Source organism: Phenylobacterium sp. (assembly GCF_044236515.1).
Lineage (GTDB): Bacteria > Pseudomonadota > Alphaproteobacteria > Caulobacterales > Caulobacteraceae > Phenylobacterium.
Window position 1 is genome coordinate 1 of sequence record NZ_JBIIGK010000096.1, and the last position, 10,957, is coordinate 10,957.

General features: G+C 66.5%; 21 protein-coding genes and 1 pseudogene. All 22 read left to right on the top strand.

Annotation, left to right across the window (positions count from 1 at the left end; all coding sequences use genetic code 11):
• Positions 1-228, top strand: a pseudogene (rplB, locus tag ACILRF_RS10660) (50S ribosomal protein L2); the annotation flags it as partial.
• A gap of 3 nt (positions 229-231) precedes the next feature.
• The gene (rpsS, locus tag ACILRF_RS10665) at positions 232-510 is read left to right on the top strand and encodes a 30S ribosomal protein S19 (RefSeq protein WP_395672680.1); all 279 of its coding nucleotides are present in this window, start codon (positions 232-234) and stop codon (positions 508-510) included.
• Positions 511-512: 2 nt separating this feature from the next.
• Entirely contained in the window at positions 513-893 is a 381-nt protein-coding gene (rplV, locus tag ACILRF_RS10670) for a 50S ribosomal protein L22 (protein WP_395672682.1), read from the top strand.
• Entirely contained in the window at positions 893-1,657 is a 765-nt protein-coding gene (gene rpsC / locus ACILRF_RS10675) for a 30S ribosomal protein S3 (RefSeq protein WP_395672683.1), read from the top strand. Before rplV ends, rpsC begins: the two co-directional genes overlap by 1 nt.
• Before the next feature lie 12 nt (positions 1,658-1,669).
• Positions 1,670-2,101, top strand: coding sequence for a 50S ribosomal protein L16 (rplP, locus tag ACILRF_RS10680; RefSeq protein ID WP_395672685.1), 432 nt, complete (start codon positions 1,670-1,672; stop codon positions 2,099-2,101).
• Positions 2,101-2,295: a 50S ribosomal protein L29 gene (gene rpmC, locus ACILRF_RS10685; RefSeq protein WP_395672687.1), complete on the top strand. Its 195-nt coding sequence runs from the start codon at positions 2,101-2,103 to the stop codon at positions 2,293-2,295. The genes rplP and rpmC overlap by 1 nt, the downstream gene beginning before the upstream one ends.
• Positions 2,296-2,308: 13 nt before the next feature.
• Positions 2,309-2,560, top strand: a complete 252-nt coding sequence (rpsQ, locus tag ACILRF_RS10690; protein ID WP_395672689.1) for a 30S ribosomal protein S17 — start codon at positions 2,309-2,311, stop codon at positions 2,558-2,560.
• 15 nt (positions 2,561-2,575) lie between these two features.
• The gene (rplN, locus tag ACILRF_RS10695; RefSeq protein WP_257818398.1) at positions 2,576-2,944 is read left to right on the top strand and encodes a 50S ribosomal protein L14; all 369 of its coding nucleotides are present in this window, start codon (positions 2,576-2,578) and stop codon (positions 2,942-2,944) included.
• Complete coding sequence (gene rplX, locus ACILRF_RS10700) at positions 2,944-3,261, top strand: 50S ribosomal protein L24 (protein WP_395672692.1); 318 nt, start codon at positions 2,944-2,946, stop codon at positions 3,259-3,261. The genes rplN and rplX overlap by 1 nt, the downstream gene beginning before the upstream one ends.
• Positions 3,254-3,814 (top strand): 50S ribosomal protein L5, encoded by a 561-nt coding sequence (gene rplE, locus ACILRF_RS10705; protein ID WP_395672694.1) that lies wholly within the window; start codon positions 3,254-3,256, stop codon positions 3,812-3,814. The genes rplX and rplE overlap by 8 nt, the downstream gene beginning before the upstream one ends.
• A gap of 18 nt (positions 3,815-3,832) precedes the next feature.
• Positions 3,833-4,138 carry a 30S ribosomal protein S14 gene (gene rpsN, locus ACILRF_RS10710; RefSeq protein WP_395672696.1) on the top strand — a complete coding sequence of 102 codons (306 nt, stop codon included), beginning with the start codon at positions 3,833-3,835 and terminating at the stop codon, positions 4,136-4,138.
• A 13-nt stretch (positions 4,139-4,151) separates the two neighbouring features.
• Positions 4,152-4,547 (top strand): 30S ribosomal protein S8, encoded by a 396-nt coding sequence (rpsH, locus tag ACILRF_RS10715; RefSeq protein WP_395672698.1) that lies wholly within the window; start codon positions 4,152-4,154, stop codon positions 4,545-4,547.
• Position 4,548: 1 nt separating this feature from the next.
• Positions 4,549-5,082 carry a 50S ribosomal protein L6 gene (gene rplF / locus ACILRF_RS10720; RefSeq protein WP_395672700.1) on the top strand — a complete coding sequence of 178 codons (534 nt, stop codon included), beginning with the start codon at positions 4,549-4,551 and terminating at the stop codon, positions 5,080-5,082.
• Positions 5,083-5,085: 3 nt separating this feature from the next.
• On the top strand, positions 5,086-5,445 hold the full coding sequence (rplR, locus tag ACILRF_RS10725; protein WP_395672702.1) for a 50S ribosomal protein L18: 360 nt from the start codon (positions 5,086-5,088) through the stop codon (positions 5,443-5,445).
• Positions 5,446-5,454: 9 nt separating this feature from the next.
• A complete protein-coding gene (rpsE, locus tag ACILRF_RS10730; RefSeq protein WP_395672704.1) occupies positions 5,455-6,045 on the top strand; it encodes a 30S ribosomal protein S5 in 591 nt (196 codons plus the stop codon).
• Positions 6,046-6,051: 6 nt separating this feature from the next.
• The gene (gene rpmD, locus ACILRF_RS10735; RefSeq protein ID WP_395672706.1) at positions 6,052-6,228 is read left to right on the top strand and encodes a 50S ribosomal protein L30; all 177 of its coding nucleotides are present in this window, start codon (positions 6,052-6,054) and stop codon (positions 6,226-6,228) included.
• Between the two features lie 164 nt (positions 6,229-6,392).
• Positions 6,393-6,875, top strand: coding sequence for a 50S ribosomal protein L15 (gene rplO / locus ACILRF_RS10740; RefSeq protein WP_395672708.1), 483 nt, complete (start codon positions 6,393-6,395; stop codon positions 6,873-6,875).
• A gap of 86 nt (positions 6,876-6,961) precedes the next feature.
• Positions 6,962-8,311: a preprotein translocase subunit SecY gene (gene secY, locus ACILRF_RS10745; RefSeq protein ID WP_395672710.1), complete on the top strand. Its 1,350-nt coding sequence runs from the start codon at positions 6,962-6,964 to the stop codon at positions 8,309-8,311.
• Positions 8,312-8,365: 54 nt separating this feature from the next.
• Positions 8,366-8,932, top strand: a complete 567-nt coding sequence (locus ACILRF_RS10750) for an adenylate kinase (RefSeq protein WP_395672712.1) — start codon at positions 8,366-8,368, stop codon at positions 8,930-8,932.
• A gap of 297 nt (positions 8,933-9,229) precedes the next feature.
• Entirely contained in the window at positions 9,230-9,598 is a 369-nt protein-coding gene (gene rpsM, locus ACILRF_RS10755; protein ID WP_395672714.1) for a 30S ribosomal protein S13, read from the top strand.
• Between the two features lie 15 nt (positions 9,599-9,613).
• Positions 9,614-10,003 carry a 30S ribosomal protein S11 gene (rpsK, locus tag ACILRF_RS10760; protein WP_056018114.1) on the top strand — a complete coding sequence of 130 codons (390 nt, stop codon included), beginning with the start codon at positions 9,614-9,616 and terminating at the stop codon, positions 10,001-10,003.
• 76 nt (positions 10,004-10,079) lie between these two features.
• A partial coding sequence (locus tag ACILRF_RS10765; protein WP_395672716.1) for a DNA-directed RNA polymerase subunit alpha occupies positions 10,080-10,957 on the top strand: 878 nt, incomplete at its 3' end.

A 10,957-nucleotide genomic window follows, 5' to 3' on the forward strand; every position in this document is an offset into this window, starting at 1 on the left:
GTCATGGGTAAGGCCGGCCGCAACCGTCACAAGGGCCGTCGCCCGCACGTCCGCGGCGTCGCCATGAACCCGGTCGATCACCCGCACGGCGGCGGTGAAGGCAAGACCTCGGGCGGCCGTCACCCGGTCACCCCGTGGGGCAAGCCGACCAAGGGCTCGAAGACCCGTACGAACAAGGCGACGGACAAGTTCATCATCCGCTCGCGCCACGCCAGGAAGGCTCGCTAAGGCATGACCCGTTCTGTCTGGAAAGGCCCGTTCGTCGACGGGTATCTGCTCAAGAAGGCCGAGGCTCTGCAGTCCTCGGGCCGGAAGGACGTGATCAAGACCTGGTCGCGCCGCTCCACCATCATGCCGCAGTTCGTGGGTCTCACGTTCGGCGTCCACAACGGCCAGAAGCACGTCCCCGTGCTGGTCTCGGAAGACATGGTCGGCATGAAGCTGGGCGAGTTCGCGCCCACCCGCTTCTTCCCGGGCCACGCCGCCGACAAGAAGGCCAAGAGGAAGTAGTCATGTCCAAGCAAGCGAAAGCACGCCGCCTGCAGGGCATCGAGGCGATGGCCAAGGTCCGCACCCTGCGCACCAGCCCTCGCAAGCTGAACCTGGTGGCCCAGTCGATCCGCGGCCTCAAGGTCCAGCGGGCCCTGAACGAGCTCGAGTTCAGCCACAAGCGCATCGCCCGCGATGTGCGCAAGGCACTCTACTCGGCGATCTCGAACGCCGAGAACAACCACAACCTCGACATCGACAACCTGGTCGTCGCCGAGGCCTTCGTGGGCAAGAACCTGGTGATGAAGCGCTTCGCCGCCCGTGCGCGCGGTCGTGCTTCCCGCATCGAAAAGCCGTTCTCCGAGATCACCATCGTGGTCCGCGAGCTGGGTGAGGCCGCCTGATGGGTCAGAAAATCAATCCGGTCGGGCTGCGCCTCGGCATCAACCGCACCTGGGACAGCCGCTGGTTCGCCGACGGCGTCGAGTACGGCAAGCTGCTGCACGCCGACATCAAGATCCGTCGCGCCCTCAAGAAGCGCCTGTATCAGGCCGGCGTGTCGCGGATCGTCATCGAGCGTCCGCACAAGAAGTGCCGCATCACCATCTATGCCGCGCGCCCCGGCGTGATCATCGGCAAGAAGGGTGCGGACATCGACAAGCTGCGCAAGGACGTGTCGGCGATGGCCGGCGGCGTCGAGGTGCACCTGAACATCGTCGAGATCCGCAAGCCGGAGACCGACGCCCAGCTGATCGCCGAGAACATCGCCCAGCAGCTCGAGCGCCGCGTGGCCTTCCGCCGCGCCATGAAGCGTTCGATGCAGTCGGCCATGCGTCTTGGCGCCAAGGGCGTCCGGATCAACGTCTCGGGCCGTCTCGGCGGCGCGGAAATCGCCCGCATGGAATGGTACCGCGAAGGCCGCGTGCCGCTGCACACCCTGCGCGCCGACGTCGACTATGGCTTCACCGAAGCCAAGACCACCTACGGCATCATCGGTGTGAAGGTGTGGGTCTTCAAAGGCGAAGTGCTCGAGCACGACCCGATGGCTCTCGACAAGCGCCTGGCCGGCGAAAGCGGCCCGGCCGGCGAGGGTGGCGGCCGTGACCGTGGCGATCGTCCGGACCGCGGCCCGCGCCGCGAGCGCCGCGGCGAGCCGGCGAACGCCTAAGGAAGCGAAGTCATGCTGTCTCCGAAAAAGACCAAGTATCGCAAGCAGTTCAAGGGCAAGATCCATGGGGTCGCCAAGGGCGGCTTCACCCTGAACTTCGGTTCCTACGGCCTGAAGTCCGTCGAGCCCGAGCGCATCACCGCGCGCCAGATCGAAGCGGCCCGCCGCGCGATCACGCGTCAGATGAAGCGTCAGGGCCGGGTGTGGATCCGGATCTTCCCGGACGTCCCGGTCACCGACAAGCCGGCCGAAGTCCGGATGGGTAAGGGTAAGGGCTCGGTCGAGTACTGGGCCGCCCGCGTCCACCCGGGCCGGATCATGTTCGAAATCGACGGCGTGCCGGACGATGTGGCCCGTGAAGCCCTGCGCCTCGGCGCGGCGAAGCTGCCGGTGAAGACCCGCATCGTCACGCGCATCGACGCCGCTGTCGCGGAGCACGCGTGATGAAGATCGACGACATCCGGGGCCTCACCCCCGACCAACTGGCCGAGCAGCTCGTCAACCTGAAGAAGGAGCAGTTCAACCTGCGCTTCCAGAAGGCGACCGGCCAGGTCGAAAAGACCCACCGCGTGGGCGAGGTGCGCAAGGACATCGCGCGCATCCGCACCGTCCTGCGCGGCAAGCAGGCTCAGGCCTGAGGAGATACGAGTAATGCCGAAGCGAATTCTCGAAGGCGTTGTCGTCTCCGACAAGGGCGACAAGACGGTCGTGGTGAAGGTCGAGCGGACCTTCCTGCACCCGGTGCTGAAGAAGACCGTCCGTCGGTCGAAGCGGTACCACGCTCATGACGAGGCGAACGCCTACAAGGCCGGCGAGGCCGCCCGCATCGTCGAATGCGCGCCCAAGTCGAAGCTGAAAACCTGGGAAGTGCTGCCTAAGGGCAGCGCGGACCAGCAAGCGTAAGAGGGATCAGATCCAATGATCCAGATGCAAACTAACCTGGACGTCGCCGACAACTCCGGCGCCCGCCGGGTCATGTGCATCAAGGTGCTTGGCGGCGCGAAGCGTCGCTACGCGTCTGTCGGCGACCGCATCGTCGTCTCCGTCAAGGAGGCGATCCCGCGCGGCCGCGTGAAGAAGGGTGACGTGCTGCAGGCGATCGTCGTGCGCACCAGCCAGGCGATCAAGCGCAAGGACGGCTCCGTCATTCGCTTCGATAAGAACGCCGCCGTGATCGTGAACAAGCAAGGCGAGCCGATCGGCACGCGGATCTTTGGCCCGGTTCCCCGCGAACTGCGCGCGAAGAACCACATGAAGGTCATCTCTCTCGCCCCCGAGGTGCTGTGATGGCTGCGAAGATTCGCAAAGGGGACCGCGTCGTGGTCCTCACCGGCAAGGACAAGGGCCGCCAGGGCGCCGTCCTCAAAGTCTTCCCGAAGGAAGAGCGCGTGCTGGTCGAAGGCCTGAACATGGTTCAGCGCCACACCCGTCCGACGCAGCTCGACCCGCAGGGCGGCATCAAGAACAAGGAAGCGCCGCTTCACCTGTCGAACGTCGCCATCGTCGACTCCGCCGGCAAGCCGACCCGCGTCGGCTTCCGCGTGGAAGGCGACAAGAAGGTGCGGTTCGCCAAGTCGAACGGCGAGGTGATCTCCAATGGCTGAGCAAGCTTACGAACCCCGGCTGAAGACCGAGTATCGCCAGCGCATCCGCGCGGCGATGAAGGAGCAGTTCAGCTACACCAACGAGATGCAGATCCCCAAGCTGGACAAGATCGTCCTGAACATGGGCGTCGGCGAGGCCGTCGGGGACTCCAAGAAGATCCAGTCGGCCCTGGCCGACCTGGCGAAGATCGCCGGCCAGAAGCCGGTGCCGACCAAGGCCCGCACGTCCATCGCCGGCTTCAAGCTGCGCGAAGGCATGACGATCGGCGCCAAGGTCACGCTCCGCCAGGATCGCATGTACGAGTTCCTGGACCGGCTGATCACCATCGCGCTGCCGCGCGTGAAGGACTTCCGGGGCCTGAAGCCCACCTCGTTCGACGGCCGTGGCAACTACGCCATGGGTCTAAAGGAGCACATCGTGTTCCCGGAGATCAACTACGACCAGATCGATCAGATGTGGGGCATGGACATCATCGTCGCCACGACTGCGAAGACCGACGACGAAGCGCGCGCGCTTCTCAAGGAATTCCAGTTCCCGTTCGTGCAAGCGTAACGGGAAGGAAAGAGCACCATGGCCAAGAAAAGCGCCGTCAACCGCAACGAACGAGTGAAGCAGCTCGCCAAGCAGTACGCCGCCAAGCGCGACGCGCTGAAGGCGATCGCCAACGATGAGAGCCTGCCGCTCGAAGAGCGCTTCGAAGCCCGGCTCAAGCTGGCGGAACTGCCGCGCAACTCGTCCAAGACCCGCATCCGCAACCGGTGCGAGGTCACGGGCCGTCCGCGGGCTTACTACCGCAAGCTCAAGATGAGCCGGATCTCCCTGCGCGACCTCGGTTCGCACGGGCTGATCCCCGGCCTCGTCAAGTCGAGCTGGTAAGGGAGATCGAGAGATGGTGAACGACCCCATCGGCGATCTGATCGCCCGTATCAAGAACGCCGCCGGCCGTGGCCGGTCGAAGGTCTCGACCCCCGCCTCGAAGATGCGCGCGCGCGTCCTCGACGTGCTGGCGGACGAAGGCTACATCCGCGGCTACCAGCTGGTTGAGAAGCCGGGTGCGTTCCCGGAGTTCGAGATCGAGCTTAAGTATTTCGACGGCCAGCCGGTCATTGTCGAGATCAGCCGCGTCTCCAAGCCGGGCCGCCGCGTCTATTCGTCGATCAAGGACCTGAAGCCCGTGAAGAACGGTCTCGGGATCTCGATCCTGTCGACGCCGAAGGGCGTCATGTCGGACACCGCGGCGCGTGACGCCAACGTGGGCGGCGAAGTGCTCTGCCGGGTCTACTAAGATGTCGCGGATCGGAAAGAAGGCGGTTGCGGTCCCCAACGGGGTGACGGTGACCCTCGACGGCCAGTCGATTTCGGTGAAGGGCCCCAAGGGCCAGCTCGCCTGGACGGTGCCGGAAGAGATCGAGGTTCGCCAGGAAGGCGGCGAGCTTCAGCTGTCGAAGCGCACGGAGAACACCCGTGCGCAGGCGATGTGGGGCCTGTCGCGCACCCTGGTGAGCAACATGGTCACCGGCGTGACCGACGGCTTCGAGCAGTCGCTCGAGCTGGTCGGCGTCGGCTACCGCGCCGCGATGAAGGGCCAGGCGCTCTCCATGCAACTCGGCTTCAGCCACGACGTCGACGTGCCGGCCCCAGCCGGCATCACCTTCGCCACGCCGAAGCAGACCGAGATCAAGATCTCCGGCATCGACAAGCAGCTGGTCGGCGAGACCGCGGCGCGCATCCGCCGCATCCGTCCGCCCGAGCCCTACAAGGGCAAGGGCGTTCGCTACGCCGGCGAGCAGGTCCGCCGCAAGGAAGGCAAGAAGAAGTAAGCCATGGCGCTCTCCCCTCGCGACTCCACCCTGCGCCGCGCGCAACGTGTCCGCACCCGCCTCCGCAAGGTGGCGGCTGGCCGCCCGCGGCTGTCGGTCTTCCGCTCGTCCAAGAACATCTACGCCCAGGTCATCGATGATGAGAACGGCGTGACCCTGGCTGCCGCCTCGTCGCTCGAAGGCGGCGAGAAGAAGCAGAAGGGCTCGGACAAGGACGCCGCCGCCCGCGTCGGCGCCCTGGTCGCCCAGCGCGCCATCGAAAAGGGCGTCAAGGACGTCGTCTTCGATCGCGGCGGCTATCTCTATCACGGTCGGGTCAAGGCCCTGGCCGACGCGGCTCGTGAAGCCGGCCTGAATTTCTAAGGAACGATCATGGCTCGCAGAGACGAACAGCGCGGCGATCGTCGCAACCGTGGCGCCGAAGAAGAGCGCGACAGCGAAATCGTCGAGAAGCTGGTGCACATCAACCGCGTCGCGGCCACCGTTAAGGGCGGCCGGCGGTTCTCCTTCGCTGCGCTGATGGTCGTTGGCGACCAGAAGGGCCGCGTCGGCTTCGGTCACGGCAAGGCGCGCGAAGTGCCGGAAGCCATCCGCAAGGCGACCGAGGAAGCCAAGAAGTCGATGATCCGCGTGCCGCTCCGCGAGAGCCGCACCCTGCACCACGACGGCAACGGCCGTTGGGGCGCGGGCAAGGTGATGGTCCGCGCGGCGCCTCCCGGCACCGGCGTCATCGCCGGCGGTCCGATGCGCGCGGTGCTCGAAACCCTGGGCGTCCAGGACGTCGTCGGCAAGTCGGTCGGCTCGTCCAACCCCTACAACATGGTGCGCGCGACCTTCGAGGCGCTGAAGGCCCAGTCTTCGCCCCGCCAGGTCGCCGCCAAGCGCGGCAAGAAGGTCGCGGACGTCATCGGCCGCCGCGCCGACGGCGCTTCGGCCCAGGCGGCCGCGGACGCGGAAGGATAAGCTCAGATGGCCACCGTCACCGTTCGCCAGACCGGCAGCCCGATCCGTCGCAAGAAGGATCAGCGCGCCACCCTCGCGGGCCTCGGCCTGAACCGGGTCGGCCGCGTCTCGACGCTGGAAGACACCCCCTCGGTCCGTGGGATGATCGCCAAGGTCGCCCACATGGTCGAAGTGGTCGAGTAAGAACGCTTCGGGCGTCCTCGTGACGCTCCTCCAAGACTAGTCGAGGGGGTTGCATCCGCCGCTCAGGCAGGGTTCAACCCCCTCGAACCGTTTCTGGCGTCCGTTTGGGGCGCGCATCGCCGAGTCGGGGCTTCGCCCCGGCGCAGATCTCCAAGGAGAGGCACATGACCAAGCTGAACGAACTCGCCCCGCGCGAAGGCTCCACCAAGAACCGCATGCGCGTCGGCCGCGGCCCGGGCTCGGGCAAGGGCAAGACCGCCGGCCGCGGCGTGAAGGGCCAGAAGGCCCGTTCGGGCGTCGCCATCCAGGGCTTCGAGGGCGGCCAGATGCCGCTCCACATGCGTATGCCCAAGCGCGGCTTCAACAACCCGTTCGCCAAGGAGTTCGCGGAAGTGAACCTGTGGCGCATCGAACAGGCGATCGCCGCCGGCAAGCTGGACGCCAAGGCGGCCATCGACGCCGAGGCCCTGATCAAGGCCGGCGTCGTGCGCCGCGCCAAGGACGGCGTGAAGCTGCTCGGCAAGGGCGCGCTGACGTCCAAGATCGAGATCACCGTCTACTCCGCGACGGCTTCGGCCCGCGCGGCGGTCGAAAAGGCCGGCGGCCAGCTCACCACGACCAAGCCCGAAGCCGCGGCGGAAGCCTAAGGCCCTTCGGGACCTGCGATCTCCGGCCTCGCTATCGGGGCCGGAGCGTCCTATTTGAGCGGGACCATAGTCAGGGGAATTGGTGAATGGCTTCGGCCGCTGAACAGCTCGCCGCCAACATGAACTTCGGCGCCTTCGCCAAGGCGACGGAGCTTCACAAGCGCATCTGGTTCACGCTGGGTGCGATGATCGTCTACCGGCTGGGCTGTTTCATCCCCATCCCCGGCATCGACCCGGTCGCCCTGCAGCAGGCCTTCCAGGGCCAGGCCCAGGGCATCCTCGGCATGTTCAACATGTTCTCGGGCGGCGCCGTCGAACGGATGGCCATCTTCGCCCTGAACGTGATGCCGTACATCTCGGCCTCGATCATCGTTCAGCTGCTCGGCACGGTCTATCCGCCGTGGGAGAAGCTGCGGAAGGAAGGCGGCGAGGCGGGGCGCAAGACGCTCAACCAGTACACCCGCTACCTGACGGTGATCCTGGCGGTCTTCCAGTCGTTCGGCATCGCCATGGGCCTGGCCAACTCGCCCGGCCTCGTCGACGCCCCCGGGCCGTTCTTCGTCATCGCCACCGTCGTCACCCTGACGGGCGGGACCATGTTCCTGATGTGGCTCGGCGAACAGATCACCAGCCGCGGCGTCGGCAACGGCATCAGCCTGATCATCTTCGCCGGCATCGTCGCGGTCCTGCCGCGCTACATCGCCCAGGCGTTCTCGATGACCAGTACCGGCGCCATGAGCGGCGGGGCCCTGTTGCTGATCGCTGTGCTGGTGGTCGCGGTGACCATCGCCATCGTCTTCTTCGAGCGTTCGCAGCGCCGCCTGCTGGTCCAGTATCCGAAACGCCAGCAGGGCAACCGGATGTTCGGCGGCGACACCTCGTTCCTGCCGCTGAAGATCAACACCGCCGGCGTCATCCCGCCGATCTTCGCCTCCAGCCTGCTGCTGCTGCCGACCACGGTCATGGGCTTCGCCGCCCAGGGCGACCTGCCGACCTGGCTGCAGTGGCTGCCGGCCGCGACCGGTCAGCTGCAGCACGGCCGCCCGCTGTTCATGCTGCTGTACGGCATGCTGATCGTGTTCTTCTGCTTCTTCTACACCTCCGTGACCTTCAATCCGGAGGAGACGGCGGAGAACCTGCGCAAGTACGGCGGCTTCTTGCCCGGCATCCGTCCGGGCAAGCGCACCGCCGAGTACCTCGACTTCGTGCTGACCCGTCTGACGGTGATCGGCGCGGCCTACATCACCGTCGTCTGCCTGCTGCCCGAGGCGCTGATCGGCTTCTACAACGTGTCCTTCTATCTCGGCGGCACCTCGATCCTCATCGTGGTGAGCGTGACGATGGATACGGTGACGCAGATCCAGTCGCACCTGCTGGCGCACCAGTACGAAGGCCTGATCAAGAAATCCAAGCTGCGGGGCGGGCGCGGCCGCTAGGGGCCGTCGCACCGCTTCGGCGGCTCCGGGGGCGGAGCCGCTAGGGGAGGGGACATGAATCTGATCCTGTTCGGCCCGCCGGCGGCGGGGAAGGGGACCCAGGCCAAGCGCCTGGTCGAGACCCACAATATGGTCCAGCTGTCGACCGGCGACATGCTGCGCGCGGCGATCGCTTCGGGCTCGGAGCTCGGCCAGCGGGTGTCGGGCATCATGCAGCGCGGAGAGCTGGTCTCGGACGGCATCGTCATCGAGCTGATCGAGAGCCGCCTGCCCGAGGCCGAGGCCGCTGGCGGCGCGATCTTCGACGGCTTCCCGCGCACCTTGGCGCAGGCCGAGGCGCTGGACATCATGCTCAAGGGCCGAGGCCGGCAGATCGACCTCGTGGTCCGCCTGAAGGTCGACGACGCCGCCCTGCTGGAGCGGGTCGCCGGCCGGTTCGCCGAGACCGGCCGTCCCGACGACAATCCGGACAGCTTCAAGGTCCGCCTGGCTGCCTACAACGACCAGACCGCGCCGCTGCTGCCGTACTACGAGAACCAGGGCAAGCTGGTGCAGGTGGACGGCATGGGCTCGATCGACGAGGTCGCGGCCGCCATCGACGCCGCCCTTTCCAAGGCCTGACCCACCTCCACCGTCCGCGGCCGTTCGGCGCGATTGCGTCCCTCGGCCTTCGTGCTACCCTCCACCCTGTCCGCCATGCACCGGGCCAGGCCCCGGTTCCGCGCGCGCAGGAGCCCATTCTGCGCCGGCGATAATTCGTTCATATTTGGGCGCATTCCGCATTGACGGAGGCGCGGCGATCCTTATAACGAGGCGCTTCCGCGAAAGAGCGCGAAGGACGCGCCGGCCTGCGCCTTCGGGCATTAGAGGCCGGGGCGCCGTTCGCGCGTCTCTTGCGTGATCAGGAGAATTTCCCACGTGGCCCGTATCGCTGGCGTCAACATCCCCACCAACAAGCGCGTCGTGATCGCGCTGCAGTACATCCATGGCATCGGCGCGGCGAAAGCCCGCGAGATCGTCGGCAAGGTCGGCATCGAGGACGCCCGTCGCGTCAACCAGCTGACGGACGCCGAGGTCCTGCAGATCCGCGAGGCGATTGACCGCGACTACGTGGTCGAAGGCGACCTGCGTCGCGAGACCGCGGTCAACATCAAGCGCCTGATGGACCTCGCCTGCTACCGCGGGCTGCGTCACCGCAAGGGCCTGCCGGTCCGCGGCCAGCGCACGCACACCAACGCCCGCACCCGCAAGGGTCCGGCCAAGCCGATCGCCGGCAAGAAGAAGTAAGAGAGCGTACCTCCGATGGCCAAGGAACCGGCGCGCGTCAAACGTCGCGAGCGCAAGAACATCACCTCGGGCGTGGCGCACGTGAACGCCTCGTTCAACAACACCATGATCACCATCACCGACGCTCAGGGGAACACGATCTCCTGGTCCAGCGCCGGCATGATGGGCTTCAAGGGTTCCCGGAAGTCGACGCCGTACGCCGCCCAGATGGCGGCCGAGGACGCCGGCCGTAAGGCCGCCGAGCACGGCGTAAAAACGCTGGAAGTGAACGTCTCGGGTCCCGGTTCGGGCCGCGAGTCGGCGCTTCGCGCGCTGCAGGCCGTCGGCATGACGATCACCACCATTCGTGACGTGACCCCGATTCCGCACAACGGCTGCCGTCCGCCCAAGCGCCGTCGGGTCTGAGTAACAAAGTACTGCAATTCAAGGCGCCGGCCCGCGCAAGCGGCCGGCGATCCTTCGTTCCAAGGGACACCCATCCGTGATCGAAAGAAACTGGAACGAGCTCATCCGTCCCGAGAAGCCGCAGATCGAGACCGGCGCCGACGCCAGCCGCAAGGCGCGCGTGGTGGCCGAGCCCCTCGAGCGCGGCTTTGGCGTGACGCTGGGCAACAGCCTCCGTCGCGTCCTCCTCTCCTCGCTGCAGGGGGCCGCGGTGACCGCGGTCCAGATCGACGGCGTGGTGCACGAGTTCTCGTCGCTGGAAGGCGTCCGTGAAGACGTCGTCGACATCGTCCTGAACATCAAGCAACTCGCCGTGCGCATGCACGCCGAGGGGCCGAAGCGCATGACCCTGCGGGCCACCGGCCCCGGCGTCGTCACCGCCAGCCAGATCGAGGCTCCGGCCGACATCGAGATCCTGAACGGCGACCATGTGCTGTGTACGCTGGACGAAGGCGCCACCGTGCGCATGGAGTTCACGGTCCAGACCGGCAAGGGCTATGTCCCGGCCGAGATGAACCGCCCCGAGGACGCGCCGATCGGCCTGATCGCCGTCGACGCCCTCTATTCCCCGGTCAAGCGCGTCGCCTATCGCGTCGAGCCGACCCGCCAGGGTCAGAGCCTCGACTACGACAAGCTGATCATGGAAGTCGAAACCAACGGCGCCGTCTCGCCGGTCGACGCGGTGGCCTACGCCGCCCGCATCCTCCAGGACCAGCTGCAGATCTTCATCACCTTCGAAGAGCCGAAGAAGAAGGTCGAAGGCGAGGCCAAGCCCGAGCTGCCGTTCAACCCGGCGCTGCTCAAGAAGGTCGACGAGCTCGAGCTGTCGGTCCGTTCGGCCAACTGCCTGAAGAACGACAACATCGTCTACATCGGCGACCTGATCCAGAAGACGGAAGCCGAGATGCTGCGGAC